The sequence below is a fragment of the Rhodoplanes sp. P11 genome (assembly GCF_964266735.1).
GTDB classification, from domain to species: Bacteria; Pseudomonadota; Alphaproteobacteria; order Rhizobiales; family Xanthobacteraceae; genus Rhodoplanes; species Rhodoplanes serenus.
In genome coordinates, this window is sequence record NZ_CAXWGY010000001.1 from 358991 (window position 1) to 385180 (window position 26190).

26 protein-coding genes and 1 tRNA gene are annotated in these 26190 nt (G+C 72.7%); 11 read left to right on the top strand and 16 right to left on the bottom strand.

All coding sequences use genetic code 11. From position 1 onward, the window contains the following. Window positions 1-50: 50 nt before the first annotated feature. On the bottom strand, window positions 51-1181 hold the full coding sequence (locus ACFQUV_RS01685; protein ID WP_207211401.1) for a glycosyltransferase: 1131 nt from the start codon (window positions 1179-1181) through the stop codon (window positions 51-53). 14 nt (window positions 1182-1195) lie between these two features. Then, window positions 1196-2104, bottom strand: coding sequence for a hypothetical protein (locus ACFQUV_RS01690; protein ID WP_165363803.1), 909 nt, complete (start codon window positions 2102-2104; stop codon window positions 1196-1198). A 115-nt stretch (window positions 2105-2219) separates the two neighbouring features. Here ACFQUV_RS01690 and ACFQUV_RS01695 point away from each other — a divergent pair, with 115 nt between their 5' ends. Beyond that, window positions 2220-3272, top strand: a complete 1053-nt coding sequence (locus ACFQUV_RS01695) for a glycosyltransferase (protein ID WP_129608159.1) — start codon at window positions 2220-2222, stop codon at window positions 3270-3272. Here ACFQUV_RS01695 and ACFQUV_RS01700 read toward each other — a convergent pair. Further along, window positions 3248-4417: a glycosyltransferase family 4 protein gene (locus tag ACFQUV_RS01700; protein WP_129608158.1), complete on the bottom strand. Its 1170-nt coding sequence runs from the start codon at window positions 4415-4417 to the stop codon at window positions 3248-3250. The genes ACFQUV_RS01695 and ACFQUV_RS01700 overlap by 25 nt on opposite strands. Before the next feature lie 31 nt (window positions 4418-4448). Next, window positions 4449-5609 carry an LPS export ABC transporter permease LptF gene (gene lptF, locus ACFQUV_RS01705; protein ID WP_158859743.1) on the bottom strand — a complete coding sequence of 387 codons (1161 nt, stop codon included), beginning with the start codon at window positions 5607-5609 and terminating at the stop codon, window positions 4449-4451. A 251-nt stretch (window positions 5610-5860) separates the two neighbouring features. Between lptF and ACFQUV_RS01710 the strand changes: the two genes are divergently transcribed. The 3 genes from ACFQUV_RS01710 to ACFQUV_RS01720 all read left to right on the top strand — a co-directional run bounded on the left by ACFQUV_RS01710 (window position 5861) and on the right by ACFQUV_RS01720 (window position 8023). After that, on the top strand, window positions 5861-6553 hold the full coding sequence (locus tag ACFQUV_RS01710; RefSeq protein ID WP_244601488.1) for a DNA-3-methyladenine glycosylase: 693 nt from the start codon (window positions 5861-5863) through the stop codon (window positions 6551-6553). 12 nt (window positions 6554-6565) lie between these two features. Next, window positions 6566-7249 carry an alpha/beta hydrolase gene (locus ACFQUV_RS01715; RefSeq protein WP_129608155.1) on the top strand — a complete coding sequence of 228 codons (684 nt, stop codon included), beginning with the start codon at window positions 6566-6568 and terminating at the stop codon, window positions 7247-7249. Window positions 7250-7465: 216 nt separating this feature from the next. Next, on the top strand, window positions 7466-8023 hold the full coding sequence (locus tag ACFQUV_RS01720; RefSeq protein WP_111388260.1) for an HNH endonuclease: 558 nt from the start codon (window positions 7466-7468) through the stop codon (window positions 8021-8023). Between the two features lie 406 nt (window positions 8024-8429). Here ACFQUV_RS01720 and ACFQUV_RS01725 read toward each other — a convergent pair whose 3' ends face one another. After that, window positions 8430-9212: a universal stress protein gene (locus ACFQUV_RS01725; RefSeq protein WP_129608154.1), complete on the bottom strand. Its 783-nt coding sequence runs from the start codon at window positions 9210-9212 to the stop codon at window positions 8430-8432. On the opposite strand from ACFQUV_RS01725, the gene ACFQUV_RS01730 reads away from it, so the two are divergent. Beyond that, window positions 9211-9504, top strand: coding sequence for a hypothetical protein (locus tag ACFQUV_RS01730; RefSeq protein ID WP_129608153.1), 294 nt, complete (start codon window positions 9211-9213; stop codon window positions 9502-9504). The two genes, ACFQUV_RS01725 and ACFQUV_RS01730, sit on opposite strands and share 2 nt — an antisense overlap. A gap of 327 nt (window positions 9505-9831) precedes the next feature. Here ACFQUV_RS01730 and ACFQUV_RS01735 read toward each other — a convergent pair whose 3' ends face one another. The 3 genes from ACFQUV_RS01735 to ACFQUV_RS01745 all read right to left on the bottom strand — a co-directional run bounded on the left by ACFQUV_RS01735 (window position 9832) and on the right by ACFQUV_RS01745 (window position 11702). Further along, entirely contained in the window at window positions 9832-10629 is a 798-nt protein-coding gene (locus ACFQUV_RS01735; protein ID WP_129609328.1) for a di-trans,poly-cis-decaprenylcistransferase, read from the bottom strand. Between the two features lie 61 nt (window positions 10630-10690). Then, on the bottom strand, window positions 10691-11092 hold the full coding sequence (locus ACFQUV_RS01740; protein ID WP_111388649.1) for a transcriptional regulator: 402 nt from the start codon (window positions 11090-11092) through the stop codon (window positions 10691-10693). Further along, the gene (locus ACFQUV_RS01745; protein WP_129609327.1) at window positions 11085-11702 is read right to left on the bottom strand and encodes a hypothetical protein; all 618 of its coding nucleotides are present in this window, start codon (window positions 11700-11702) and stop codon (window positions 11085-11087) included. The genes ACFQUV_RS01740 and ACFQUV_RS01745 overlap by 8 nt, the downstream gene beginning before the upstream one ends. 339 nt (window positions 11703-12041) lie before the next feature. On the opposite strand from ACFQUV_RS01745, the gene ACFQUV_RS01750 reads away from it, so the two are divergent. Then, complete coding sequence (locus ACFQUV_RS01750; RefSeq protein ID WP_129609326.1) at window positions 12042-12413, top strand: hypothetical protein; 372 nt, start codon at window positions 12042-12044, stop codon at window positions 12411-12413. 28 nt (window positions 12414-12441) lie between these two features. On the opposite strand, the gene ACFQUV_RS01755 is transcribed toward ACFQUV_RS01750, so the two are convergent. The 3 genes from ACFQUV_RS01755 to ACFQUV_RS01765 all read right to left on the bottom strand — a co-directional run bounded on the left by ACFQUV_RS01755 (window position 12442) and on the right by ACFQUV_RS01765 (window position 14429). Next, window positions 12442-13005: a disulfide bond formation protein B gene (locus tag ACFQUV_RS01755; protein ID WP_129609325.1), complete on the bottom strand. Its 564-nt coding sequence runs from the start codon at window positions 13003-13005 to the stop codon at window positions 12442-12444. A 106-nt stretch (window positions 13006-13111) separates the two neighbouring features. After that, complete coding sequence (locus tag ACFQUV_RS01760) at window positions 13112-13510, bottom strand: hypothetical protein (RefSeq protein ID WP_129609324.1); 399 nt, start codon at window positions 13508-13510, stop codon at window positions 13112-13114. 178 nt (window positions 13511-13688) lie between these two features. Beyond that, complete coding sequence (locus ACFQUV_RS01765; protein WP_129609323.1) at window positions 13689-14429, bottom strand: Crp/Fnr family transcriptional regulator; 741 nt, start codon at window positions 14427-14429, stop codon at window positions 13689-13691. 378 nt (window positions 14430-14807) lie between these two features. On the opposite strand from ACFQUV_RS01765, the gene ACFQUV_RS01770 reads away from it, so the two are divergent. Continuing rightward, the gene (locus tag ACFQUV_RS01770; protein ID WP_129609322.1) at window positions 14808-17387 is read left to right on the top strand and encodes an HWE histidine kinase domain-containing protein; all 2580 of its coding nucleotides are present in this window, start codon (window positions 14808-14810) and stop codon (window positions 17385-17387) included. A 153-nt stretch (window positions 17388-17540) separates the two neighbouring features. Beyond that, a complete protein-coding gene (locus ACFQUV_RS01775) occupies window positions 17541-17981 on the top strand; it encodes a hypothetical protein (RefSeq protein ID WP_129609321.1) in 441 nt (146 codons plus the stop codon). On the opposite strand, the gene ACFQUV_RS01780 is transcribed toward ACFQUV_RS01775, so the two are convergent. From ACFQUV_RS01780 to ACFQUV_RS01800, 5 genes are all read right to left on the bottom strand, one after another. Then, the gene (locus ACFQUV_RS01780) at window positions 17963-18346 is read right to left on the bottom strand and encodes a bleomycin resistance protein (protein WP_129609320.1); all 384 of its coding nucleotides are present in this window, start codon (window positions 18344-18346) and stop codon (window positions 17963-17965) included. The two genes, ACFQUV_RS01775 and ACFQUV_RS01780, sit on opposite strands and share 19 nt — an antisense overlap. 81 nt (window positions 18347-18427) lie before the next feature. Next, window positions 18428-19819: a TAXI family TRAP transporter solute-binding subunit gene (locus ACFQUV_RS01785; protein ID WP_129609319.1), complete on the bottom strand. Its 1392-nt coding sequence runs from the start codon at window positions 19817-19819 to the stop codon at window positions 18428-18430. A 90-nt stretch (window positions 19820-19909) separates the two neighbouring features. Continuing rightward, a complete protein-coding gene (locus tag ACFQUV_RS01790) occupies window positions 19910-20263 on the bottom strand; it encodes a hypothetical protein (RefSeq protein ID WP_244601596.1) in 354 nt (117 codons plus the stop codon). Window positions 20264-20416: 153 nt separating this feature from the next. Then, window positions 20417-21853 (bottom strand): FAD-binding oxidoreductase, encoded by a 1437-nt coding sequence (locus ACFQUV_RS01795; protein ID WP_129609318.1) that lies wholly within the window; start codon window positions 21851-21853, stop codon window positions 20417-20419. Window positions 21854-21937: 84 nt separating this feature from the next. Beyond that, a complete protein-coding gene (locus tag ACFQUV_RS01800; protein WP_129609317.1) occupies window positions 21938-22963 on the bottom strand; it encodes an L-threonylcarbamoyladenylate synthase in 1026 nt (341 codons plus the stop codon). 50 nt (window positions 22964-23013) lie between these two features. On the opposite strand from ACFQUV_RS01800, the gene ACFQUV_RS01805 reads away from it, so the two are divergent. The 3 genes from ACFQUV_RS01805 to ACFQUV_RS01815 all read left to right on the top strand — a co-directional run bounded on the left by ACFQUV_RS01805 (window position 23014) and on the right by ACFQUV_RS01815 (window position 26170). Continuing rightward, window positions 23014-23090: transfer RNA gene (locus tag ACFQUV_RS01805), tRNA-Pro, on the top strand. A 165-nt stretch (window positions 23091-23255) separates the two neighbouring features. Beyond that, window positions 23256-24731 carry a glycosyltransferase family 1 protein gene (locus ACFQUV_RS01810; protein WP_129609316.1) on the top strand — a complete coding sequence of 492 codons (1476 nt, stop codon included), beginning with the start codon at window positions 23256-23258 and terminating at the stop codon, window positions 24729-24731. After that, window positions 24728-26170: a glycosyltransferase family 1 protein gene (locus tag ACFQUV_RS01815; RefSeq protein WP_129609315.1), complete on the top strand. Its 1443-nt coding sequence runs from the start codon at window positions 24728-24730 to the stop codon at window positions 26168-26170. Before ACFQUV_RS01810 ends, ACFQUV_RS01815 begins: the two co-directional genes overlap by 4 nt. Window positions 26171-26190 lie beyond the last annotated feature (20 nt).

The following is a 26190-nucleotide window of genomic DNA, read 5'->3' on the forward strand; positions in this document are numbered from 1 at the left end:
GTTTCGCACCAGTACGACATTCATGTGACCGCTGCTTCGGATGGACCGCCTCAGCGGCACCCGGCCCCGCCGGGGCAGCCCGTCCGCTCCAGCGTCGTCGCGACGACGTGGCGGGCGATCGCCGCCGGCGTGTGGTGGGCGAGCACATGGGCGCGGCCGGCGGCCGCGATGGCGGCGAGGCGATCGGGCGCGGCGAGCGCCGCCCGCACCGCGCGGGCGAGACCGCCGGGCTCCGGGTCGTAGTAGAGGGCGTGAGTGCCATCGACGAGCGGCGCGTGCTGAAGGATAGTCGGCCGGTTGGCGAGCGGCACCGAGCCGCACAGCGCCGCCTCGTAGAGGCGGAAGCACTGCCAACCATAGCCCTCCGGCGTCCACACCAGGCGGGCGCGGGCGAGCCGCTCCAGATAGGCGTCGAGCGGCAAAGGCTGGTCGGGAATGTCGACCACGATCCCCTCGTCACGCAATGCGACGAGCTCGGCGAGGCCGCGCTCGCGCACCGTCGAGGAATCCGCCACGCGGCCGGCGAAGAACACGTCGGCGGTCTTCTCGGCCGGCGGAATCACGGCCGGCCGCGGCCGTGAGAACACCGCGAGCGGCAGCCCGAGCGACAACGGCGCGAGCTTCTCCATGCGGCGCCGGTGGCGGGCGACGCGACGGAAGCGTGGCGTCGGCACCCGCCAGTGCAGCGTGCCGGTGAACGCCTGCCAGGCGTCGGGCGGCAGCTCGCGCTTGAAGTAGACGCTGGCACGGTCGAGCAGGAACACGTTGGCGCGATCGACCACGGCGGGATCGTCGAAGTCGAGCACCGCGATCGGCGCCGCCACGCGGCCGCGCAGGAGCTGCGGCGCGAAGGCGCGGGCGAACGGCACCGAGCCACGCAGGAGGCTGCGGCGGAACACGGTCCGCCCCAACCCGCGCGGCGACCACGGGGCGCAGCTCAGCGCATGGACGACGACGAGGTCGACCGCCGGGTCGGCGAGCCGGCCGGCCAGCTCGCGCAGATTGGCGAAGGTCGGCAGCCGGCGCCCGCGTGCGGGGTCCTCGCTGGTCTCGTCCGGCCAGGTCGACCAGAACTCCGTGGTGTCGGGAAACGCGGCCTGCATGAAGCCGGTGTGGCCGATCTCCACGATGGTCGGCGTGGCCTCGTCGCCGGCGGCATTCGGACAGGTCGAATCAGGCATGGGCGGCGGGCGCGTCAGGGTGACGACGCCGTCTCCTTCTCGATGAAGGGCCGCATCGCCGCCGCGAGATGCGGCGCGATCAGCGCCTCAACGGTCCCGCGCTTCTCGTCGAAAAGCTCCGGCCGCCCCATCAGCCCGACCTCGTGCAGCCAGGTCCCGACCCACTGCAACGGCCCGTCGGCGACGGCGAGGTCGTCGCGGAACGGCACGAAACGGGTCTCCGCCTCGCGGAGCGTCGCGAGATCGAGGCGGCTGTACAGCGGCTCCCAGTTGCCGCCGCCGGTGTCGAGGCCGATGAACCAGTCCTGCCCGAAGTCGAGCGGCAGCGCCGCCACCTTGTCGAAGCGGAACATGCAGAAGCCCGCCCACAGGAACCAGCGCTCGCCGATCCGGCGCACCTGGCCGTAGACGTCCTGCTCGGCGAGCGGCGCGAACGGATCGTCGTGGGCGGTGGGGAAGAGATCGTCGTCGATGAAGCCGAAGGCGTGCGGCTCCGCCGGACGGATCAGGTTGTGCCAGGTCCAGTTGAGGGCGAGCCCGTGCGAGCGGCTCGGCGACTTGCCGGTCCACGGATTGCGCGGCAGCCGCAGATAGCGCGCGCCCTCGGCCTCGGCGACCCGGCAGATGCGGACCGCGACCTCGTCGGTCGGCGAGTTGTCGACCAGCACATGCACCACCCCCGGCACGTAGTGGCGGACCAGGGCGATCTGCCAGCGCGCCGCGTTGACGTCGGCGAACGCCACCGTCACCAGCACGTTGCGGCCGGCGATCTCGCGCGCGATCGCGGCGACGTCCCCGATCACCGCGGGACGGCTCCGATACGCCTTGTCGACGGCCCGGTAGCGGGCCGTCTTGAGGGCTTGCATCAGCGGGCGCAACCGGGCCCACTCGAGCAACGAATAGTCCGACATCGCGCGGGGCATGGCTCCCTCATACGGAATCGGCTGCGCTTGCGCCAGTGTTCCGCTGCGCGGCGCCGCCCCCCGCTCCCGTCGCGGGGGTCGTCGCTCCGGCCCGGTGTGCCTATACTAACCCCTCATGGAGATCGGGGTTTCGGTGGTGATGCCGGTGCGCGACGGCGGGGCCTTCCTGGGCGCCGCCGTCGACAGCGTTCTGGCGCAGGATTTTTCCGCATTCGAGCTGGTGGCGGTCGACGACCATTCGACCGACGCGACGCCGGCGATTCTGGCGGCGGCGGCCGCCCGCGACGCCCGGGTGCGGGTGCTGCGGCCGGAGGGGCGCGGGCTCGTGGCGGCACTCGGCTGCGCGGTGGCGGAAGCGCGCGGCCGCTACATCGCCCGCCTCGATGCCGACGACCTCGCCGCCCCGAACCGCCTGCGACGCCAGGTCGCCGCCCTGGAGGCACGGCCCCGGCTCGGGCTGCTGGGAAGCTGGGCCGAGACTATCGACGCCGGCGGCGCCGCGCTCGGGCGGCTCACCCCGGAGACCGACTCGCAGCGGCTCGTCACCCTGCTGCGGCGCACCAACCCCTTCATCCATTCGTCGGTGACGATGCCGACCGACCTGGTGCGCCAGCTCGGCGGCTACCGGGCCGCCTTCGAGGCGGCCGAGGATTACGACCTGTGGCTGAGGATCGCCGAGGTGGCCGAGGTGGCCAATCTGCCGGAGCCGCTGATCCGCTATCGCTGGCACGACAGCAACGTCACGCTGCGCAAGGAGGTGCGGCAGTGCTTCTCGGTGCGGCTCGCCCAGCAGGCCGCGGCGGCGCGGCGGGCCGGGAGCCCCGATCCGGCGGATGACCTGCGCGACCCGCCCGACTGGGCCGATCCGGCCTGCGACGGGGCCTTCTTCGCGGCGACGGCGCGGCTCTATCGGCTGCTGGCGCTCGCCGACCCGGCGGCGCCCCGCCCCGTCACCCTGCCGGCGGACCTGTCGCCGCTACTGGCCTCGCCCGAGCCGCTGTCGCATCGTGAGCGCAAGCTGGCCCAGCGGGCCATCGCGGCCCTGCTCGGGCGGACCGACCGGCCACGCGGCGCCACAGCCCTGCGGCTCCTGTGGGCGGCGCTCCGGCTGCACCCGGCGCGCGCCGCCACCCTCGCCTGGCGCTACGCCGCCGGCGGCGCCGCCTGAGCTGCGGCTCCGGAGGCAGCCGCCGCTGCGGAGCCACGCCCCGCCACCGCCGCGACGATGAGGTCGGCCGCCCTTTCGCGCCCGGCATAGAGGTCCGGACGCGCTCCGTAGACGGCGCCGTGGCGCGACCACGCGGCCCGCCGGTCCGGGTCGGCGGCCTGCCCCAGCGCGGCCGCGAAGGCGGCGGGATCGAACGGCTCGGCCAGCACCAGCCCGGCATCGGCCGCCGCCACATGGGGGGCATAGCCGCACACCGCCGACGCGATCACCGGCAGGCCGTTGACCACCGCCTCCAGGATCACCGTCCCGGTGGTGTCGAGGCGAGCCGGATGCACCAGCAGGTCGGCCGCCGCCATCACGGCCGGCATGTCCTCGCGATGGCCCAGCCAGCGGATGCGGTCGGCGACGCCGAGCCGGCTGGCGAGCCGCACCGTGTCGCGGGCGGCGCGGTCGCCCGCCGCCAGACCGGCCACCAGCAGGCACGCCTCCGGCCGGCCGGCGAGCGCCCGCACGGTGCGGTCGAGCCCCTTGGTGGCGGGCTGCACCACGACTGCGAGCCACGCCGTCGCGTCCGCCAGGCCGAGCCCCTCGCGCAGCGCCACCCGGGTGCCGTCGGTCCGCAGTCCGGGCTGGCGACGGGCCGCCGCCACGGTCGGCGGCAGCACGGTGATACGCTCCGGCTCGGTGCCCCAGGCGGCCGCATAGGCGTCGGCCTGCGGCGCCGCCAGCATCAGCAGCCGGGTCGGCCGGCCGGGTGCGAAGCAGGCCGCCTCCAGCGCCCGGAAGCCGCGGTAGCGGGGCAGCAGCCCCAGCCAGGGCGCCGCCGCCATCCGGGCCGCGATCGACGGATCGGCGCAGTAGAGGACATCGAGGCCGGGCAGCTTGTTGAAGCCGACCACGGCATCGTAGTCGCCGGCGATCGCCGCGAGGGCCGCGGCGAAGCAGGCCTGGCGGCCGTGATTGGTGCGCGCCGCCACCGGCCGCATCCGCACCGGCAGATCGTCGGCGTAATCGCCGGCCGCCCGCTCGGCCGTGACGATCTCGACCGCATGGCCGCGCGCCCTCAAGAGGCGGGCGAGCGCCAGGCCATCGCGTTGAAGGCCGCCGCCAGGGAAGAGCTTCACGATCGCGAAGGCGAGCCGCATGGTCGCACCGGCGGAACCCGCCCGGCCCCCGTCACCGCATCGCCGGGCGCGAGAACCGCGCCAGCAGCCGGTCGCGCAGGGCGCCGAGATCGAGCCGCGGCTCGAAGTCGAGCCCGCGCCCGGTGTAGATGGCGAACAGGCCGAGGCCGATCGCCCCGAACAGGACCGGGTAGAGCAGGTAGAGCACGATCGGCGTGCCCTGCCCGGCCGCCATGGCGGCGAAGCCGAGAATGCGCAGCCCGAACACGCCGAGGATGACGACCGCGGTGGACATCACCCGGCCCTGGCGTGTCGAGCGCGGCGTGCACATCAACACATAGGCGATCATCACGAAGGCGAGCGGATAGAGCGGCGCCACCAGGCGGTCGTGCAGCTCGACCCGGAACTGGTTGGGCGCGGTCTTGAGCAGCTTGTCGTCGGGATCGGGGAACAGCAGCTCCCACAAATAGCGCTCGCGCAACCCGAACGTGACCCGGCCGCCCGACGTGAACGGCGACAGGTCGAACGCATAGCGCTCGAACTTCACCATGGTGGGATCGCGGTCGGCGGCGCGGCGGCGCTGCACCCAGCCGTCGGTCATCACCAGATAGGTGCCGCGGCCGGTCTGGAGAATGTTGCCCTGCTCGGCCAGGATGGTGGCCCGCTCGGCCGGGTTGCGGAAGTCGTCGATGAGGATGCCGCCGAACTGGCTGTCGCTGCGCTTCTCGCGGATGTGGAAGGTCAGCCCGCGCTCGATCGAAGTGAAGGTGCCGGGCCGCACGATGTTGGCCACCACATCGGCGCGGATCTTCGACAGGCGCTCGTTCATCTCGCGCTGGAGACGGGGCGACAGCCAGGTGCCGATGAACGCCACCGCCAGCGACACCACCAGGGCGAGCAGGATGAAGGGGCGGAACAGCCGCCAGGGCGACACCCCGGCCGCGCTGATCACCACCAGCTCGGAGTCGTTGTTGAGCTTGGTCAGCGTATAGACCACCGCGATCAGCATGGCGATCGGGGCGAGGATGAGCATCAGGGTCGGGATGATCAGCACCGTGATCGACAGGAACATCAGCACGGTCTGGCCCTGGCCGGTGATGAGGTCGATCTGGCGCAGGATCTGGGTCACCCAGATCACGCCGGTCAGGCCGAACAGCACCATCAGGAAGGCGCTGAAGCCGGTCTTGAACACGTATCGATCGAGCGAATCCATCGGCTCTCGTCGGGGCCGGCCGGCGGGGACCGCGGCCGGGGCAACGCCCATTGCAGCGATCTTATAGGCGATGTCGTGGCGGATGGCACCCGGCGCCCGACAGGGACCCCGATACCGCTGCATCTCCTGGCGGACGAGGGCGGATCAGGCGGCGGCGCGCGACGCCTGCCCGCGAGCGTCGGCAAATCGGGTTTGAGCCGGCCGCCCGGTGCGCCTATCTCTCGGCCATGCCGTCGTCCGTCGCGTCCCCCGTGCCTCCGCCAGCCGGCTGCGAGCCCGCTCCCGTTCATCGCATCGACAGCGAGGCCGACCTCGCCCACGGCCTCGCCTGCCTGGTCGCCGCCGATCCGCGCCTCGCCGCCGTGCTGGCGACCGGGGGAGCGCCACCGCTGCGGCGCCGCGCCGCCGGCTTCGCCGGGCTCGCCGCCATCGTGGTGGGCCAGCAGGTGTCGACCGCCAGCGCCGCCGCCATCGGGGCACGGCTGTTCGCGGCGATCGATCCGTTCGAGCCGGCCGCGATCGTCCGCGCCCGCCCGGCCCGGCTGGCGCAGGTCGGGCTGTCGACCCCCAAGATCAAGGCTCTCAAGGCGATCGCCCGGGCGATTCGCGACGGCAGCCTCGACCTCGACGGGCTCGCCACCCTGCCGGCCGACGCGGCGCACGAGGCCCTGTGCGCGGTGCATGGCATCGGGCCGTGGACCGCCGACAGCTATCTCCTGTTCTGCCTCGGCCACGCCGACGCCTGGCCCGCCGGAGATCTCGCGCTCCAGGAGGCGGCGCGCCTCGCCTTCGGGCTCGACGCCCGGCCCACCGCCCGGCAACTGGTGGTGCTCGCCGAGCCGTGGCGGCCCTGGCGCGGAGTGGCGGCCTTCCTGCTGTGGACCTATTATCGCACCGCGAAGGGGCGCGAGGCGGTGCCGCCGGCGGCCCCCAGCCCGGTCTGAGAGGAGGACGACGTGGCGCCAGCGATCGACGGTCCCCGGCTGGAGCCGCGCGGCGGCGGCCCGGCGCGGCGGCTGGTCGTGTTCCTTCACGGCTACGGAGCGGACGGCAACGATCTCATCGACATCGGCCGCATGTGGCAGGACGTGCTGCCCGGCACCGCCTTCGTGGCCCCGCACGCGCCGCGCCCGTGCGGGCAGGCGCCGGTCGGCCGCGAGTGGTTCCCGCTCACCTTCCGCGAGCCCGGCGAGCGCTGGCGCGGCGTCGAGGCGGCCGGCCCCGGGCTCGACGCCTTCCTGGACCAGGAGCTGGCGCGCCACCGCCTGCCGGGCGAGGCGCTGGCGCTGGTCGGCTTCAGCCAGGGCACCATGATGGCGCTGCATGTGGGGCTGCGCCGTGCGGTGCCGCCCGCCGCCATCATCGGTTACTCGGGCATCTTCGTGCTGCCGGGCGATGGCGGGCCGGAGGCGGCCGCGGCGGTCGCCGGGGCGGTGCGGTCGCGCCCGCCGATCCTGCTGGTGCACGGCGCCGACGACGACCTGATCCCGGTGCAGGCCCTGCCGATGGCAGCCAGCGCCCTGGCCTCGCTCGACATCCCGACCGAGTGGCATATCTCCTACGGGATCGGCCACGGCATCGACGAGGACGGCTTGCGGCTCGGTGGCGCGTTCCTGGCCGGGCGATTCGGCCGTCGCTGACCGGGCTTGCACCGGCCGCCGCCCGGCGGCCGCCCGGCCGCATGCGGCCGGGCCGCCCATCCGACGGCGCTTTCACGAAAATTCGAGGAGGGGCGACGCCGCTTCACAACCCTGTCACGCCTGCCTATAAGATACGGGGGTGCTGGTTGCTGCGCTGCAGCGGTCGCGCTGCGGCGATCCAACGAACAAGGTTCCAACGAACAGGTTGGAGGGTCGTTGAACGCTCATACCTCACCGAGCGGATGGCCGGTCCTGGTGCTCAACGCCGACTTCCGTCCGCTGAGCTACTACCCGCTATCCCTGTGGTCCTGGCAGGATGCCATCAAGGCGGTCTTCCTCGACCGCGTGAACATCGTGGCCCACTACGACAAGGCGGTGCACAGCCCCTCGTTCGAGATGCGGCTGCCCAGCGTCGTCTCCCTGAAGACCTTCGTGAAGCCGACCACCAATCCGGCCTTCACCCGGTTCAACGTCTTCCTGCGCGACCGCTTCTCCTGCCAATACTGCGGCGACCACGACGATCTGACCTTCGATCATCTGATCCCGCGCTCGCGCGGCGGCCAGACCACTTGGGACAACGTCGTCACCGCCTGCGCGGCCTGCAACCTGCGCAAGGGCAACAAGACGCCGAGCGAGGCGGGCATGCGGCCGGGGCAGCTCCCGTTCCAGCCGTCTGTGACGCACCTGCACCGCAACGGCCGCCTGTTCCCGCCCAACTACCTGCACGAGTCCTGGATGGACTACCTGTACTGGGACACCGAGCTCGACCCGTAAGAGCCCGTTTGGAAACTCGGACGGAGGTTGCGTCGCAATGCGAACAGCCGGAGGCCAGGAGAGAAGCGACGCCGATATCGGGATATCGGCGAGATTCTCGACGCCGCGGCCGGCGTTCGCATCGCGACCCCGCAAGTCGGGCTTGCCCGACTTGCGTCACATGACGAGCTGAACTCGGGCGAGCCCGAGTTCAGGGGCCAGGCCGCTTTCGGCCGCCCGGTGCGTCGCCGATCTCGACCGTACTCCCTGGTACGCCCTTCGATCGGCTCCTGCCGGATCGGCCGAAATCGGCTCCGCCGCAGCCCCGTCGGAGTGTCCAAACGGGCTCTAAGCCGGCCGCAGCCGCCGCCCACCTGCCGGCACGGCAGGAGGAGCGACGGCGGGGCCCCGCCGACCGGGCGGCGCTTCACCCGGCGCAGAGCACCGGCACCGTCAGCTCGCGCAGCGTCGGCTTGCTGCGGCCGCGGCCGCCGAGCCCCAGCGTCATCAGGTCGGCACCGTGGTCGGACGCGAAGTTGAGGATCACGTCCATCAGCGACTCGTCCTCGATCAGGAACGGCTCGAACTGAGCGGTCACGCCGTGACGGGCGAGATGCGCGATGGTGCGCTCGGCGAACTCGCTGCGCTGGTCGCGCTCGTGGGCATAGAGAACCAGCGCCTCGGCCTCGGGCTGCACCAGCGCCAGGCCGTCCTCCAGCGCCCGCGCGGCGCTCGCCGTCTCGCTCCAGGCGAACAACGGCCGGCGGCCGACATCGGGGAAGTGGCCCGCATAGGGAATCACCAGCACCGGCCGGCCCGAGACCGTGCCGACATGGGTGGCGAGCTCGGCCGGGACGGTCCGGCGCGCCGTCTCGTCGAACTGGCCGAAGACGGTCAGATCGAAATAGCCGGCGAGCGCCGCGAAGCGGTGAAGAATCTCCTCCTCGCCACCGCGGTTGAGGTCGATCCACTCGGCCTCCGGCAGATCGCGGGCCGCCGCCGAGAAGGCGTCGCGGCTCGCGGCCGCAGCCTCGGCATAGGCGGCGGGCGGCCAATCGGCGACCACTCCGACCCGGTGTGCCTCGGCGAGCTGGGCGAACACGCCGGAGAGCCGCGCCCCGTGACGCACGGCGAGGCGCACCGCGAGCGCCAGCCGCTCGGCGGTGCGCGGGCCGCCGTCGAGATGGACGAGAAGGTTCTTCAGGGCCATGTCGTTCCTCCAAGGGGGCGATGACGGTTCACCGCCATGTTGTTGTTCGGGCGAGCCGGGCTGTGAGAGCGGACCGGGTTGTGAGAGCGGCTGTTCGGGCGAGCCGGATGGCAGGGGCGCGCTGGTGCGGATTCGCGACGACGATCGCGGACGGACCGGCGACGGGGTGGCGGGGCGGGGCATCGCCGCGCGCGGCGGTTCTGGGCGAGGCCACGACGCGGCGGGCGGCGAAGAGGCGGGCGGCGAAGAAGCGGGCGGCGAAGAAGCGGGCGGCTTGGAGTCGAACGGCTGAGGACGGGACGGCTGCGGGCGGGAGACGGGGCGGGGTGCGACGCGGGATGCTGCGGCGCGGGGTGGCGGCAGCCGCACGGGGCGCGGCGGCGCCGCGTCGGGTGAAGCGCCGCGGCGGGCCCGCAGGGCCGCGAGCCGCACGGCATCCTGCCCGCGACCCCAGCCGACATGCCAGACCACCGTCGCGGCGACGATCGCACCCGCCGCGATCATCTCGACCAGCACCGGGAAATACATGACGGCCCCCTACCCCGCGGTCGCACGACCGCCCTGTCGAGCGAGAGGATCGCGCGAGCGACGTCCGGCCGCAACCGGGTCGCTCGCGTCGTCACGCCGCGGTCGGCACCAGGGGCACACAGCCGGCCGCCGCGGGCGGGCGCGGCACCGCATCGGATGCGGCCCCGAGCCCGCCGAAGCGCCGCTCGCGGCCGGCGAACCAGGCGACCGCCGCGACCAGGTCGTCGGCGGAGAAGTCCGGCCACAGCCGCGGCACGAACAAGAGCTCCGCATAGGCCGATTCCCACAGCAGGAAATCGGACAAGCGCTGCTCGCCGCCGGTGCGGATCATCAGGTCGACGTCGGGAACCGGCTCGCCGGTCCCGTCACCACCGGCCAGCAATCGGGCGAAGGCGTCGCGGGTCACCGCCGGCAGCGCGGCGGCCCGCACGGCGGCATCCAGGATGGCGTCACGCGCCGAGTAGTCGAGGGCGACGCGCAGATGCAGGCGGGTGCCGCCGGCGGTCGCCTGCTCGGCCGCCGCGATCGCATCGGCGAGGCCGGAAGGCAGGCGGTCGCGCCGGCCGAGGGTGGTGAGGCGGGCGCCGGCCTCGGCCAGCCGGCTCGTCTCGTTGCGCACGAAACGGCGCAGCAGCCCCATCAGGGCCGCCACCTCGGCGGCCGGCCGGCGCCAGTTGTCGGACGAGAAGGCGAACAGCGTCAGCGTGCGGATGCCGAGCCGCGGCGCCGCTTCGACCACCCGTCGCGCCGCCTCCACCCCTTCGCGATGGCCGGCGGTGCGCGGCAGGCCGCGGGCGGTCGCCCAGCGGCCGTTGCCGTCCATGACGATGGCGACGTGCCGCGGCCCGGCCGGGAGGATGCCGCTCGGAGTCGTGACGGGGACGGACATGGGGAGCCTGTGTGCTGAGACGGTGATCGACGCGGAGACGTTGGGTGGAGGCCGCCGGAGATCAGGCGGGCGCGGGGTCGTCGGCGAGATCGCGGCGGAGCGTGCCGGGTCCGGCCGCGGCGGCCGCGTCCCGCACCACCCCTTCGAGAACGGCGAGATAGTCGAGGAAGCGGCGGCGCCCGTCGGCCGTGATGCGGCACACCGTGTGGGGCCGGTTGTGATCGTAGCCCTTCAGGATCTCGACCAGCCCGGCCTCCGCCAGCACCTGGAGATGCCGGCTCAGATTGCCGTCGGTGAGGCCGCAGAGCTGCTTGAGGTCCGCGAAGGCGAGACCGGGCGGGTGCGCCATCAGCGAGGTCAGGAGGCCGAGGCGCGCCTTCTCGTGCATGACGCGGTCGAGCCCCTCGTAGGCGAAGCGGCCCGGCGGGGCGGCCTCGGGGCCGGGCTTGCGGGTCTCAGCCATGGGGGTCGGCCTCTCCCAGGGCGCGGTGGATGACGGCGGCGAACAGGAGCTGGCCGATGCCGAACGGCACCCCCATGGTCCAGGCGGCGAACGCACGCTCCTCCGCCGCGACAGCCAGCACCACCAGGCCGCAGACGAGGTACCAGGCGCCGACCGCCGCGACCGCCCGCGGCAGGGCGCGGCTCGCCGCGAACAGGCCGAGCCCGAACACCACCTGCCAGAGTCCCGGCAGCATCCAGAGGACGTCGGGCGCCGCCCGCGCCAGCACCACCGGCAGCAGGGCGCCGGCCACCGCGGCGGGGAGGAACTGCATGGCGGCGGTGTGGATCATCTCGTCGGCGAGGCGCGAATGCAGCCGGCGCGACCGCGTCACCGTCTCGGCCGCGGTGACCGCGATGCCGAGCACCGCGGTGCTGATCCACAGGGCGAGCCAGCCGGCCGGCGTCTCGGCCGGCGCCGGCAGCCAGGCCGCCTGAGCGAGCGCCGCCGCCATCGCCATCAGGCCGGTCAGCGCCACGGTGGCCGGCCCCCAGCCGCGGAACTCGCTGTCGCGCGCGAGCTGCGCCTTGATGGCGTGAATATCGGCCAGCGCCTTCTCCAAATCCCTCATCGCCCCCTCCAGCGACTTTACATTGCAAAGTACATGGGGTCGCAAATCGACGCAAGCAGGTTTGACCGCCCGGACAGCCCCGATGGGTGTGATTTGTTCCGTTTCCTGTTGACTCTCCTGGCCACCCTTCTAAATCGGGCAGTCAGGATCGGTCGCGGGTGGTAGCCCGTCCGTACAAGCAGCCGTTGGCACGTCGCGAGCCGACCGCGCAGGCGCGCCGGAGATGCAGGCCGGCATGCCGCGGCCGAGACGGGAGCCGCCGGGCACCCCGGCCCGGACCGACATTTTGTGAATACTGCGTGGGCCCCGGCACGATCGGCGGCCCCGGGAGAACGCTCGATGCGAACGATCCCGTCGGCGCCGTTGCGGCGCGCCTCCTCCGATCTCGATCTCGACGCCATGCTGCATCCGGCCCATGCCTTCGTGCAGCCGGCCGCGGTGGTCGACGATCCCGACCTCAGCATCGCCGAGAAGCGGGCGATCCTGATCGCCTGGGCCTCGGACGCCGCCGAGCAGGCCGGGGGCGCCGGCCCGCTGCGGCCGGTCGCGGTCGACGAGATCCTCGATGCCTTGCGCGGGCTCGACCGCGCCGCCCAGGCCACCGCCGACGACATCGAGCGCTGCCGTTTCGCGCTGCGTCAGCGCTGGCGCCGCACCTTGCTGCGCGGCCGCGCCCGCGACCGCGACGACGATCGCCCCGGCCGGGCCTGACCGCGGCTCGCCGACCCGGAGCGCCGGGTCAGGCGCCCCGTCGCACCGTCCGGATCAGGCCGGCGAGCGCGACGCCCGCCAGTGCCGTCGAGATCACCACGTTCCAGCCGGCGAGCGACAGGCCGAGAAATCGCCAGCTCACCACGTCGCAGCGGATCACCGAGGTCTGCTGCATCTGGGTGAGAAGGCTGCCGGCATTGCCGAACGGCGCGATCTCGCCGGTGCAGTCGCCCGGGCCGCGCCAGAAGCCCCACTCGATGCCAGCGTGATAGGCGCCGATCCCGCCCGACACCAGCGGCAGCACCAGCAGCACCACCAATCCAGCGACGACGAGCGCCCGCGGCGCCCGCCGCCACGCCGCCGCCGCCACCAGCAGCGCCACCGGCAGCGCGATCATGTGCGGGATGCGTTGCTGGGTGCACAGCGGACAGGGCGGCACGCCGACGACGGTCTCGAAGAACACGGCGCCCAGAAGGGTCGCGGCGCAGACGGCGGCGATCACCAGCGCCGCCAGGGCGGCGGCCGGGAGGCGGCGGACCGAAGCGGCAGCGGGTGCGTCCGGCGTGGCAAGGGCGTCTGATCGTGGCGTCATGGTCGGCTCTGCGGGGCGGAAGCGCCGGCGCGGAGCCGCCGGCCGCGCCTTGTGTCGCGCCAATGGGACCAAGACAAGGCGATCGTCGCGGCGGCAGGCGGCGCGGTCAGATTCCGCGGCCGTCCGTGCCATCCGCCTCTCCGGCGGTCCGAGGCCGATCCGGCCGGGCGAGCCGCGCGGTACCACCGCACAGCGGCAGCAGCGCCGTCCCGCCGAGCCACGGCATCCAGGCGAGCTGCACGGCCTGGGTCCAGGATTGCATCCAGGACTGCGTCCAGAGGGCGAGCGGATTGGCGGTGTCCAGAAATTGGCCGACCGCCGCGAACGACGGGGTGGCTTGCAGATGGATCGACAGCCGCTCGCCATCGCCGTCCGGGGCCGTCCGGTGGACGACCTCGATATGCAGGTTGGGGAGCTGGGCGGTGGCGACGACGGTGCCGTCGTGGCCCTCGCGGCCGATGATCTCACCCTCGGCCGCGGCGGCCGTCTCGCTGTGCTGGGTCACGGCTCGTCTCCTGGACAACGCGGTCTCGACCATGCGCCGCGAACCGCCTGCTCGCGGCCGGGGCGCCCGGTCATCGGCGATCCGGACGAGGTAGCGACGCGACGGGCGCGCGGTCAAGCGGCTGGATCAATCACCGGCTGCCGCACCGGCTCGACACCACCGAGCCGGCCCGCACCGCCTACACCTCGACCGGATAGACGCCGCGCAGCACCGACTCGAAGTGGCTCTTGACCGCCTCGTTGCACAGGCAGGCGCGGGCCTTCAGCGCGTCGATGTCGCGCACCGTCACGGCGCCGCGCCGGGTCGCCAGGATTCCTTCCGCCTTGAAGCCCTGGATGACGCGGCTCGTGTAGCTGCGCCCGACCCCCAGCATGGTGGAGAGCTGCTCGTGGGTAAGCGGCACCACGCTGTCGCCGGTGCGCTCCAGCGCCGAGACGATCCACTTGGCGGTGCGCTGCTCGATGGAATGCACGGCGTTGCAGGCGGTCGACTGGAACACCTGGGCGATCAGGCAGTCGGCATAGCGGGCGAACAGGTAACGCAACGTCAGCGACTGCGCCTTGGCGGCTTCGAGCTGAACGACGCGCAGCCGCACGAACGGCCCGCCGTATTTCACGACGATGCGGCAATAGGCCGGCAGATGCCCCTGGCTGACGATACCGCCGACGGCGCCCTCGCGGCCGACCAGGATGGTCTCCACGTCGCGCCCATCCTCGTTGGCGACCAGATAGGAGACGAGACTCGGCCCGCAGGGGAAATGCACCAGCTCGACATTGTCGCCCGGGCTGTAGAGGAGCTGGTTACCGGGCTGCGCGGCGCTCTCGAGATAGGGGCCGACCAGCGCGTAATCGGCCTCCCGCAAGGTCCGCAACAGATTGTTGTCCGGCCGGTCGTCCCGTCCGGTGCAGGGTGCGCCCATGGGTGCAGGTGCCGTGATGCTGATGGCGTGAGAACGCGGTGCTGGCGGTGCTGGAATGGATTGCCGAGAGCGACTCCGACCCGATCTGACCGGACCCCCTCCCCCTCCTTGTCTGATCGTCTGATCATTGCTTCGGCGGCGAAACGGGTCTCGCTCGCCGGACGATGCTCTAGCGGATCTTCTGATCCCGATATGTTCACAAGTGCACCGACCGGACAAGACCGTGGTGCTATCGTGTTTCTACGGACCCGGGGATGACGCTCGCTCGAGGGATCACCGGAGCGCCGACGACGACCGTACCCGCCTCGCCACCGATCCGGGTGCGGCTCGGCCATGCCGCGGGGCGGCGTGGCGGCGATCCCCTCACCCGGACATCCGATGACGGCCGATCCCGGCACGACCTCCATCGATTCGAGCGCGACCATCGATCTCGGCAACTGCGATCGCGAGCCGATCCATCTGCTCGGTGCCGTGCAGCCCTTCGGCTTCCTGCTGGCCGCCCGGCTCGACGACGGCCAGGTCACCCATGCGTCCGCCAACGCGGCGGCGGCGCTGGGCGTCGCCGCCGACGCGGTGATCGGCCGGCCGCTGCATACGCTGATCGCACCCGAGGCGGTGCATTCCATCCGCGGCCTGCTCCAGGGCGTCGGCACCGACATGGTGGGGCGCGCCTTTGCAATGACGTTGACGTCCGGGCTGGTGTGCGACGTGGCCGCCCATCTGCTCCGGCACGAGGGGGCGACGCTGCTGATCATCGAGGCCGAGCCGACCTCGGGCGAGCCCGATTCCGCCGCGGCCGCGCTGGTGCGCGACATGATCGCCCGGCTCCAGCGGGCGAGCGACCAGCCCGCCTTCCATCGCGCCGCCGCCCGCGAGCTGCGCGCCCTCACCGGCTTCGACCGCGTGATGGTCTACCGCTTCGATCACGACAGCTCCGGCGAGGTGATCGGCGAGGCCGTCGATCCCGGCCATAGTCCCTTTCTGGGCCTGCATTATCCCGCCTCCGACATTCCGCACCAGGCACGCCTGCTCTACGAGCGCAACTGGCTGCGCATCATCCCGGACATCGACGCGGCGCCGGTGCCGATCGTGTCCGCGGGCGGCGGCATGCCGCTCGATCTGTCGCTGTCGGTGCTCCGCAGCGTCTCGACGATCCATATCGAGTATCTGCGCAACATGGGGGTCGCCGCCTCCATGTCGGTGTCGATCCTGCGGAACGGGCGCCTATGGGGTCTGTTCGCCTGCCACCATTACGCACCTCACCGGGTGCCGTTCGGGCGCCGCACCGCCGCCGAGCTGTTCGGCCAGGTGTTCTCGCTGCTGCTGGAGAATCGCGAGCGTGCCGTCGAGACGGCGTACGAGGCGCGCGCCCAGGCGATGCACCAGCGGCTCGTCACCGCGATGGCGCGGGAGGGAACGCGCTTCGAGAGCGTCGTGGCTCATCTCGACGAGATCGCGGCGCTGCTCGCCTGCGACGGCATCGGCGTGTGGACCGGCGGACGCGCCACCCTCAAGGGCGCGACACCGACCCCGGAGGAGTTCGCCGCCCTGATCGCCCATCTCGACGACCAGGGCATCGACAAGGTCTACGCCCGCCATGAGATCGGCGGAGACTATCCGCCCGGCCGGGCGTTCGCCGAGCGCGCCGCCGGCATGCTGGTGGTGCCGCTGTCGCGGCCGGCGCGCGACTACCTCGTGTTCTTCCGTCGCGAGGTGTCGCGCAGCGTCGCCTGGGCGGGCGATCCGACCGTGCCGAAGACATACGGTCCCAACGGCGACCGGCTGACCCCGCGGCAGAGCTTCGCGGCGTGGCGCGAGACCGTGACGGGCCAGTCGCAGCCCTGGCTGCCGCTCGAATGCCGGATCGCCGAGATGCTGCGGGTCAGCCTTCTGGAGGTGATCCTGCAACTCTCCGACCTCACCGAGGAGGAGCGCCGCCGCGCGGTGGCGCGCCAGGACTTGCTGATCGCCGAGCTGAACCATCGCATCCGCAACATCCTCGGCCTGATCCGCGGCGTCATCACCCAGAGCCGCGATTCCGCCACCAGCATCGAGAGCTTCACCGAGGTGGTGGGCGGCCGCATCCAGGCGCTCGCCCGCGCCCACGACCAGATCACCGCCGACAACTGGGGGCCGGCGTCGCTCCGCAGCCTGATCGCCGCGGAGGCCGCCGCCTATCTGGGCGGACGCGGCGAGCGCGTGCATCTCGCCGGCCCCGAGGTGCTGATCGAGCCCGAGGCGTTCACCACCATCGCGCTCGTCGTGCACGAGATGATCACCAACTCGGCCAAGTACGGCGCCCTGAGCGATCAGCGTGGCCGCGTCGATATCGCCGCGGCGTTCACAGGCGACGGCAGCCTGTCGCTGCGCTGGACCGAACGCAGCGGCCCGCCGGTGTCGCCGCCGACCCGCCGCGGCTTCGGCTCGACCGTGATCGAGCGATCGATTCGCCACGACCTCAAGGGCGAGGCGGTGGTGGACTACGCACCGAGCGGGCTCGTCGCACACTTCACCATCCCGGCCGCCTATGTGCGGCAGGCGCCCGGCGGCACCGTGCCCGGCGCCGCGGCGGCCGCGATGCCGTCGCGACCCGGCCGCCTGCCCCAGGACGTGCTGCTGGTCGAGGACACGATGATCATCGCGCTCGACGCCGAGGACATGCTGCGCCAGCTCGGCGTCGCCACGGTACGGCTCGCCGCCTCGGTGGCCGACGCGCTCGCGGTGATCGCGGTGCGGCCGCCGGCCTTCGCGCTGCTCGACGTCAATCTCGGCATCGAGTCGAGCTTCGCGGTGGCGGCGCGGCTGCGGACACTCGGCGTGCCCTTCGCGTTCGCGACCGGCTATGGCGAGCAGGCCGCCTTCCCGCCCGATTTCGTCGACACGCCGCGGCTGCGCAAGCCTTACACGGCGGAGACTCTGCGCGACCTGCTGGAGCCGTTCGCGACCGAGGAGGCGTGACGGCGACGGCCGGCCTAATCCGGGGGCGCGCGCTTGGAGCACGCTCGGTCCGGGCGTAGCATGATGCCTGCTCGCGGTGAGCGAGTCGGCCGGGCTGCGCCCGCGGGTCGAGGCAGCCAAGGGCCAAAGGGGTCGGCGAACAGGGAGGCCATGATGGTGCTTCGCAGGAGCGCGGCGCGACGCCGCTTCACGGCCGCGCTGGCGATCATGTTGCCGGCCACCGGAGCGGCGCTCGCCGATGTGCGGCACACCGAGGTGCCGATCGCCGCCCAAGGCGTCTTCATACCGGCGCCGGACAGCTGTCCGGGCCGCCCCGAGATGGTGATCACAGTGTTCCCGCGGGGCGTCGTGTGGCGCGGCCGGAGTTGCACGCTCGACTGGGTGGAGGAGCGCGCCGGAACGCCCGGCCCGATCTACTCGCTCCATCTGCGCTGCCCGGCCCCCGCCTCCGGCGATGCGGCGGCGGGGGGCGCAGCCGGCAGCTCGGCGCCGGCCGCGACCGTGCTCAACGTCGTCGTCTGGCCGAAGTCGACCGACACGGCCGCCATCGGCCCGGACTTCACGCAGCTCGCCGACTACCGGCGCTGCCGCTGATCCGCCTCGTTCTGGATCAGCCGCACGAGGGTGCCGTCGGGATCGATCAGGGCCGCCATGGTGCCGCCCCAGGGCTGAGCCTGCGGCGCATGGAGACGCGGGCATCCCTGTCGTGCCTCCGGAATATCAGCCGCCGTGCAGCGCGCGTAGAAGCCGGGCAGATCGTCGAGCCGCAGGCAACAGCTGAACCAGCTGGTGAGCGGATCGAGATCGGGATGGGGAAAGAACTCCAGCACGATGCCGCCCTGCTCGAGAATCATCCAGCCGGCATCGCGGTAGCGGACCGCGAACCCCAGGCGTCCGTAGAAGCGCACGGTCGCGTCGAAATCACGGGAGGGCAGGTTGGGCGTCGCATGATCGGCCATCTCGGCGCTCCCGGTTTGCGGCGGCGGCAGCCGCAGCCGCAGCCGCAGCCGACAGTACCGATCGGCCGATCGGTTGGAAACCTATCGGGTGACGGCGGCCGAGAGCACGTCGGTCGCGAACGCGGCCGCAGCCGGTGCAGCCGCCGCGGGTGCATCCGCCGCCGGTGCGGGCGTGGAGGCCGCCATCTCGGCGGCGCGCCGCCGGCGGATCAGCTCGCGGATGTGCGTCATCCGCATCGTGGCGCTGTTGAACACCTCGGCCGAGATCTCGTCGGCCACGAACCGCTCGACGAACCAGTCCGCCAGGTCGTCGAGCTCCCGCTCGGTGTCGTCGAGGCTCGCGGCACCGGGCGTCCGCGCCTCGCTCAGCAAGGTCGGCAGCCGCTCGATGCGAGCCCGCAGTGTCCGGATCTGGCGGCGGTTGCGCAGCGACGAGGCCCACGCCGCCATCGCCCCGAACGCGCCGGTGAACATCGAGGCGTAGTAGACATAGTTCATCGTCTCGTCGAGCAGGTCGGGGGTGTCGCCGTTCAGATACGCGATGGTGCCGGGATGCGCCGGCAGCACCACGTCGCGGTCGGTCGACGGCGCCGCGAGCTGGCCGGCCTCCGGCACTGTGGCGGCGATGTCGGTCTTGGTGGCGAGCAGCAGGCGGGTCAGCTCGCCGGCCGCGTAGTTGGACAGCGACGGGCGGGCCACCAGGAGGAGCGCCGCCCCGACCGTCGAGATGTCGTCGGCGGGTGCCGCCGGCGCGCCACCGAAGGCCCCCTGCGCGATGTCGATGGACTCGTAGACCGGAAAGCGCGCCGCGATGGCGTCGGCCTCGCCGAGATCCAGGAAGGTCGGCGGCTTGCGGGTCACCTTGCGGAACACCTGCACCGCGTCGGCGATCGGACCCGGGCCGACCGGCCCGACCACGACGACGGCGTGGACCTGCTTTCTCTGCAACGCGGCGGCGAGATCGGCGGGCGCGAGCTGGACCACGCGCTTGTCGTCGACGCCGTAGAAGCCGAGCAGCGCGCGGGCGAGCGGATCGACGGCACCGTCCCGGGTGATCACGCCGATGCGCTCGCCGGCGAGATCGGCGACGCTCTCGGCGGAGGATTGCGCCGGCACCAGCACGACGGCGGCGAGCTTGCGCAGCACGAAGATGCTGCGCCCCTCGGCGGCGTTCGGGTCGTCGCGGCGCGCCACCGCGACATCGGCCTCGCCGTTCTTCAGCGCGAGCGCACTCGCCGCGATGCTCGGCGTCGACACCACTTCGACGCGGACCCGCGGATGCGCCGCGGCGAGCTCGCGCCGGAAGGCGGTGACGAACTTTCCGCCCTCGCCGGCGAGCGGGCCGGTGGCGATGCGCAGCACATAGGCGCGGGAGAAGATGAACGGATAGGTTCGCCACACCAGGAAGACGGTGCCGGCGAGGACCATCACGAGACCGAACACCAGAACCGGCAGCAACCAGCGTCCGTGCACGTCATCCCCTCCGCCTCGCCGCTCCTCCGCGTCCGGGTGTCGATCCGCGCCTCGGCACCCGGGCCATCCGCTCGCCGCGGGTCGTCGCCGTCAGCGCCGGCGGCGCGGGGGTGGCGGCTCCGGCGGCCGCTGCCAGATGGTGCCCTTGTCGAACTGGATGGTCATGCCGTCCGGCGAGTAGACGGCACCTTGCCACGCTCCGGCCACCCAGATGCGGCCCGGGTACTCGACCCAGCCACTCGACGGCACGCCGGCGTCGTTGATCACGTTGAGCTGCGTGCCGTACTGGGTGATGAAGGCGGTGCTGCCGACGCCGCCCAGGCAGTTGGCGACGCACAGCCACCGCCCGTTGAGGTCGACGCCCTGCACCTGCGCCAGGGCACCCGTCGCACCGCCCGTGACCAGCGCCATCGCCACTGCACCCGCCGCACAGATCGTCCGCATGATCGGTCTCCGCCGTGATGGTCGTCGTCGATCCCCGTCGCGGCGCAACGATCCGTCTCCGGCTACCATCCGTCAACAGGGGAGTGCGGCCGGTGGCGACCGCCGATCATCAGAAATCCGCGAGCATGCCGGGCCGAGCCGGTCGACCGCGTCTCAGACCACCTTGCCGGGATTTAGGATGCCGCGCGGATCGAGCACCGCCTTGAGGCTGTGCATCAGCGCCATGGCGACCGGGTCCTTCACGTCCGGCAGCACGTCGCGCTTCATCACGCCGATGCCGTGCTCGGCCGAGATCGAGCCGCCGCGCGCCAGCACCTCGGCGAACACGGCCGCCGCGACCTCGTCCCAGCGGGCCAGGAACGCCGCCGTGTCGGCGCCCACCGGCTGGCTGACGTTGAAGTGGATGTTGCCGTCGCCGAGATGGCCGAACGGCACCGGCCGGCAGCCCGGCACGACGGCGCCTGCCGCTGCGCTCGCCGCCGCGATGAAGTCCGGCACCGCCGCGACCGGCACCGACACGTCGTGCTTGATCGAGCCGCCCTCGTGCTTCTGGGCATCCGAGATGAACTCGCGCAGGCGCCAGAACGCGGCGCGCTGGTCGAGGCTCTCGGCCATCACGGCATCGTCGACGAGGCCGCGTTCGAGGCCGAGCGTCAGCGTCTCTTCGATGAGATCCCGCAGGCCCTCGGGGGCACCCGAGGACAGCTCGATCAGCACGTACCAGGGATGGGTCGCCGCCAGGGGATCGCGCAGCCCGATGCCGTGACGGAGCGCGAAGTCGAGACAGATGCGCGCCATCAGCTCGAAGCTGGTCAGGCGGCCGCCGGCGCGCTCCTGCGCCAGGCCGAGAAGCGCCAGCGCCGCCGCCGGCGAGGCGAGCCCGACGACCGCGGTCTCCACCGCGCGTGGTGCCGGAAACAGCTTCAGCACCGCCGCCGTGATGATGCCGAGCGTGCCCTCCGAGCCCAGGAACAGGTGCTTCAGCTCGTAGCCGGTGTTGTCTTTCTTGAGCTTGTTGAGCCCGTGCCAGACACGCCCGTCGGCCAGCACCACCTCGAGCCCGAGCACGAGGTCGCGCGCCACCCCGTAGGCGAGCGCCGCGGTGCCGCCCGCATTGGTCGACAGGTTGCCGCCGATGGTGCAGCTCCCCTCGGCGCCGAGCGACAGCGGGAACAGCCGATCGGCGGCGGCCGCCGCTTCCTGGGCGGCCTGGAGCACCACGCCGGCCTCGCACGTCATCGTGTTGGACGCCGGATCGATCTCGCGGATGCGATCGAGGCGCTTGAGCGAGATCAGGATCTCGCCCGCGAAGGGAATCTGGCCACCGACCAGCCCGGTGTTGCCGCCCTGCGGCACCACCGCCACGCCGAGCGCGTCGGCGAGCCGCAGGATCGCCGCCACCTCGTCGGTCGAGCCCGGGCGCAGCACCACCGGGGTGACGCCGTGATAGAGGCCGCGCGGCTCGGCCAGGTAGGGCGCCTGCTCGGCCGGCGCCACGACGGCATGGCGCTCGCCCACGATGGCGGCGAAGCGGGCGATCTGCTCGGCGGAGAGCGGCGTGCGAGGAGGCGTGCGGAGAGGGGTGTCCATCGGCCGGGACTGTAGCGCGAATCACCGGCCCGTCGAGGCGCGTCCGGCGCGACCCCGCCTCGCCGTCCGGTTCTGCCGGGCTGCTCAGCCCCGCGGCGCGGCGGCCCGGACGAGGCGGTCCGCGATGGCGGCACCGAGGCCGTGGCGGGGAATCGGGGCCACCGCGATGACGGCGGCGCCCGAGGCATCGAGCGCCCGCAGATGGGCGAACAGCCGGGTCGCCGCCTCGGCGAGATCGCCCCGCTCGGACAGGTTGAGCACCGCGACGGCGTCGCCGACACCGTCCGGCAGCCGCGCCCCGAAGGCGAGCAGCGCCTCGCCGGGCGCCACCCGGGTGGCGCCCAGCCGCATGCGCGCCCGCGGAGCGTAGTGCGAGGCCAGCATGCCGGGCGCGAGCGGCGCCGGCTCCGACCCCCCACCCGGCGCCGAATCACCCGCCGGCGCAGGGCCGGCCGCGAGCGGCGCCCCGAGGACCTGCTCCAGCGCCTCGCGCGGCACCCCGCCGGGGCGCAGCAGCCGCGGCGGCCCACCGAGGCAGGCCACGATCGTCGATTCGACCCCGACCGGGGTGGCACCGCCATCGATCACCAGATCGATTCGCCCCGAAAGGTCCGCCACCACATGGGCCGCCGTGGTGGGCGAGACGTGGCCCGAGCGGTTGGCGGACGGCGCCACCACGGGCCGGCCGCAGGCGGCCAGCATGGCGGTCGCGACCGGATGGGCCGGCACCCGCAGCGCCAGGGTGTCGAGCCCGGCGGTGGCGAGATCGGCGACCGGGCAGCCGTCGGCCTTGTCGACCACCAGGGTGAGCGGGCCGGGCCAGAAGGCGGCGGCGAGCTTTTCGGCGGCGTCGTCGAATCGACCCAGCCGGCGCGCCGCATCGGCATCGGCCACATGGGCGATCAGCGGATTGAAGCGCGGGCGGCCTTTCGCGGCGTAGAGCCGGGCGATGGCGGTCGCGTCGGTGGCATCGGCACCGAGGCCGTAGACCGTCTCGGTCGGGAAGGCGACCAGGCCGCCGGCCCGCAGCGTGCGGGCGGCCGCCTCGGTCGCCTCCGGGCCCGCCGCCAGGACCCGGGTCAAAATCGTCGCCGTCACATCGTCTCCCATGCTTGCCGGGGCGAAATCACTTGGCTATAAGACCGTCCTCGCCGGCGGGACGGAGTGTAGCGCAGTCTGGTAGCGCACCTCGTTCGGGACGAGGGGGTCGCAGGTTCAAATCCTGCCACTCCGACCATTCCGCCGCACCGAGAGCGCGAGGCCCGAGGGCGTAGGCCCGACCGGCTGCCTGTGTCAATCGCACCTCCTCCGCGTCGGGCCGAGCGCGTCGTCCTGAGAGCGTGTCGGCCTGAAGGGATGCGCATCCGCGGTCGTCACCGCGTCCACAGCGAACGCGCTCCAAATGACTCCTGCCGCGGCGCCGCGCATTCTTCTCGATCTTTCCTGGACGATGCGCTGGGCCGGCCCGCCGGTCGGCATCCTGCGGGTGGAGCGCGAGCTGGCCCGCTTCGCCTTCGCGCATCTTCCGAGCGCCCGCGCCGTCTTCTTCGATCCCGTCACCGCGACCTATCGCCTGGTCGAGCCCGCCACCGCGGCCGCGTTCCTGGCGGGCGATGCCGTCCTCGACACCCTCGGGCTGCGCGATCCCGGCCGCGCCGGCCGGCGCAAGAGCGACCGCATTCCGCCGGCCCTGCGACCCGCCGCGCGCTGGCTGCTGCAATCGCGCCATATGGCGTTGCAGACCCTGGAGCGGCGCCGTCTCACCGCCGTTAACCCGGCGGTCGCCGACCGCATCGCGCGCCTGCAAGCCCCGTTGATCCGCGGCAAGTATCGCGCCCTGATGGTCAAGCCGGACGGGCATCGGCGCGCCTTCGTGCCGCCCGACCTGGTCGCCGCCGAGCCGGTGGCGTTCCGCCCCGACGACATCCTGGTCTGCGCCGGCGCGGGCTGGTCGCACACCGACATCGCCGCCGTCGCGCCGCAGAAGCGGGCGACGCCGTTCCACCTCGCCCTCCTGTGCTACGACATCATCCCGATCCTGTTCCCGCAGTTCTACAAGCCGCACGACGTCGCGAGCTTCACCCGCTACTTCGAGAGCGCCTTCCCGATCGCCGACCACCTGGTGGTCAACTCGCACCGGGTCGAGCAAGACGTCCGCGACTGGTGCACGGCCCGTGGGCTCGCGCTCGGCTCCACCGCGGTGGTGCCGCTCGGCGCCGACATCCCGACGGCGGCCCCGGCCACCGGGGCGGCGCTGCCGCACGGGCTCGAAGCCGACCGCTACGCCCTGTTCGTCAGCACCATCGAGCCCCGCAAGAACCACCGCCTGCTGCGCGACGTGTGGCTGCGGCTGCTCGCCGAGGGCGTGCCGCAGCGGACCGGCTTCAAGCTGGTGTTCGTCGGCCGCCCCGGCTGGATGGTCGACGACCTGGTGACCGACCTCGACACCGATCCGCGCCTCGCCGGAACGCTGCTCCGGCTCGATCGCGTCGACGACGCCACTCTGCGGGCCTTGCAGGGCGGCGCCGCCTTCGGCCTCTACCCGTCGCGCTACGAGGGGTACGGGCTGCCGCTGGTCGAATCGTTCCATCTCGGCAAGGCGGTGATCGCCGCGACGGGCGGCTCGCTGCCCGAGGTGGCGGGACCGTTCTCGCCCTGCCTCGATCCCGACGACGTCGACGCCTGGACCGAAACCCTGCGGGCGTGGATCACGGACCCGGCGGCCCGCGCGCCGTACGAGGACCGCATCCGCCGCGACTTCCGCCATCCGACCTGGAGCGAGGCGGCGGCCCGCTTCTTCGCTGCCATCGGCGCCCTGCCGGAGCCGGCCGGTGATTCGCCGGTCGCGCACGCCACCGATGCGGACGCCCGGCGATGACGCAGCGCCAGCGCATCCTGTTCGACCTGACGACCACCATGCGCTGGGCGGGACCGCCGGTCGGCATTCTCCGGGCCGAGGGCGAGCTCGCCCGCTTCGCCCGCCGGCGGCTGCCCCATGCCACCTTCGTGTTCTTCGATCCGGACGCGCTGCGCTACGTCGCCCTGCGGGACGACGTCGTCGACGCCTTCCTGGACGAGGATGCGCTGATCGACACCGCCACCATGTCGGACGCGACGCGGCGCCGGCGACGCAAGATCGACCGCATCCCGCCACGGCTGCGGCCGCTGGTCTCCTGGGTGCTGCGGCCACGCCATCGGGCCCTGCTGGCGTTGGAGCAGTTGCGGCACGCCGTGCCGGCCGGCGCCAGGGACCTGATCGCCCGCCTTCAACAGCCGCTGATGGCCGCCAAGGACCGCCCCCTGATGGTCAAGCCGGACAGCAGCCGCCGCTGGCTGCTGACGCCCCGACGGGCGCTCGGCCAGCCGATCGCGTTCCACCCGGACGACATCCTGGTGTGCGCCGGCACCGGCTGGACCAACACCAATATCGAGGCGATCGCGCGCAAAAAGGCGGACACCGGGTTTCGCCTGGTCTGGCACTGCTACGACATCATGCCGCTGACCATTCCGGACTGCTTCCAGCGCGGTGACGTCGAGGCGTTCGCGGCCTATGCGCCGGTCGCGCTGGCGGCGGCCGATCTCGTCGTCGTCAACGCCCGGCGAGTCGAGCAGGATATCCGCGATTGGTGCGCAGCCCACGGCCTGCCGCCCGCACGAACCGCCGTGGTGCCGCTCGGCGCCGACGGGCCGCCGCGGCTCGCGGCCGGTGGCGTCGACGCCCCGCAGGGGCTGCCGGACGGCCTCGAGGCGGGACGCTACGCCCTGTTCGTCAGCACCATCGAGCCGCGCAAGAACCATCGCCTGCTGGTCGAGGTGTGGCGGCGCCTGCTCGACGCCGGCGTGCCGCAGGCCACCGGCTTCAAGCTGGTGTTCGTCGGCCGCACCGGCTGGAAGGTCGACGGGCTGATGCAGGAGATCGCCGGCGACCCGCGCCTCGCCGGCACGCTCATCCATCTCCCGCGGGTCGAGGACGCGGCGATGACACAACTGTTCGGCAAGGCTGCCTTCTGCTGCTATCCTTCGCGGGACGAGGGTTATGGCCTGCCGGTGGTCGAGGCGTTCCGGTTCGGCAAGCCGGTGCTGGCCTCGACTGGCGGCGCCCTGCCCGAGGTGGTGGGCGAGTTCTCGCCCTGCCTCGATCCGGACGATGTCGACGGCTGGACGGCGGCGATGCGGCGCTGGATCGAGGAGCCGGCCGCGCGTGCGCCCTACGAGGAGCGCATCCGCACGGGCTTCCGCCATGTCGGCTGGGAGGACGCGGCGGCGAGCTTCTTCGCCCAGGTCCACGCGCTGGTGGCCGGGGCGCCGCGCATCTGAACCGCCGCGCGCCGGAGCAC

What these genes read in the sequence shown, in the direction of transcription:
- ACFQUV_RS01685 (WP_207211401.1), bottom strand. Translation starts at nt 1,181, where the DNA reads ATGCCTGATTCGACCTGTCCGAATGCCGCCGGCGACGAGGCCACGCCG.
- ACFQUV_RS01690 (WP_165363803.1), bottom strand. Translation starts at nt 2,104, where the DNA reads ATGCCCCGCGCGATGTCGGACTATTCGTTGCTCGAGTGGGCCCGGTTG.
- ACFQUV_RS01695 (WP_129608159.1), top strand. Translation starts at nt 2,220, where the DNA reads ATGGAGATCGGGGTTTCGGTGGTGATGCCGGTGCGCGACGGCGGGGCC.
- ACFQUV_RS01700 (WP_129608158.1), bottom strand. Translation starts at nt 4,417, where the DNA reads ATGCGGCTCGCCTTCGCGATCGTGAAGCTCTTCCCTGGCGGCGGCCTT.
- lptF (WP_158859743.1), bottom strand. Translation starts at nt 5,609, where the DNA reads ATGGATTCGCTCGATCGATACGTGTTCAAGACCGGCTTCAGCGCCTTC.
- ACFQUV_RS01730 (WP_129608153.1), top strand. Translation starts at nt 9,211, where the DNA reads ATGTCGTTCCTCCAAGGGGGCGATGACGGTTCACCGCCATGTTGTTGT.
- ACFQUV_RS01725 (WP_129608154.1), bottom strand. Translation starts at nt 9,212, where the DNA reads ATGGCCCTGAAGAACCTTCTCGTCCATCTCGACGGCGGCCCGCGCACC.
- ACFQUV_RS01735 (WP_129609328.1), bottom strand. Translation starts at nt 10,629, where the DNA reads ATGTCCGTCCCCGTCACGACTCCGAGCGGCATCCTCCCGGCCGGGCCG.
- ACFQUV_RS01740 (WP_111388649.1), bottom strand. Translation starts at nt 11,092, where the DNA reads ATGGCTGAGACCCGCAAGCCCGGCCCCGAGGCCGCCCCGCCGGGCCGC.
- ACFQUV_RS01745 (WP_129609327.1), bottom strand. Translation starts at nt 11,702, where the DNA reads ATGAGGGATTTGGAGAAGGCGCTGGCCGATATTCACGCCATCAAGGCG.
- ACFQUV_RS01750 (WP_129609326.1), top strand. Translation starts at nt 12,042, where the DNA reads ATGCGAACGATCCCGTCGGCGCCGTTGCGGCGCGCCTCCTCCGATCTC.
- ACFQUV_RS01755 (WP_129609325.1), bottom strand. Translation starts at nt 13,005, where the DNA reads ATGACGCCACGATCAGACGCCCTTGCCACGCCGGACGCACCCGCTGCC.
- ACFQUV_RS01765 (WP_129609323.1), bottom strand. Translation starts at nt 14,429, where the DNA reads ATGGGCGCACCCTGCACCGGACGGGACGACCGGCCGGACAACAATCTG.
- ACFQUV_RS01770 (WP_129609322.1), top strand. Translation starts at nt 14,808, where the DNA reads ATGACGGCCGATCCCGGCACGACCTCCATCGATTCGAGCGCGACCATC.
- ACFQUV_RS01775 (WP_129609321.1), top strand. Translation starts at nt 17,541, where the DNA reads ATGGTGCTTCGCAGGAGCGCGGCGCGACGCCGCTTCACGGCCGCGCTG.
- ACFQUV_RS01780 (WP_129609320.1), bottom strand. Translation starts at nt 18,346, where the DNA reads ATGGCCGATCATGCGACGCCCAACCTGCCCTCCCGTGATTTCGACGCG.
- ACFQUV_RS01790 (WP_244601596.1), bottom strand. Translation starts at nt 20,263, where the DNA reads ATGCGGACGATCTGTGCGGCGGGTGCAGTGGCGATGGCGCTGGTCACG.
- ACFQUV_RS01795 (WP_129609318.1), bottom strand. Translation starts at nt 21,853, where the DNA reads ATGGACACCCCTCTCCGCACGCCTCCTCGCACGCCGCTCTCCGCCGAG.
- ACFQUV_RS01800 (WP_129609317.1), bottom strand. Translation starts at nt 22,963, where the DNA reads ATGGGAGACGATGTGACGGCGACGATTTTGACCCGGGTCCTGGCGGCG.
- ACFQUV_RS01810 (WP_129609316.1), top strand. Translation starts at nt 23,256, where the DNA reads ATGACTCCTGCCGCGGCGCCGCGCATTCTTCTCGATCTTTCCTGGACG.
- ACFQUV_RS01815 (WP_129609315.1), top strand. Translation starts at nt 24,728, where the DNA reads ATGACGCAGCGCCAGCGCATCCTGTTCGACCTGACGACCACCATGCGC.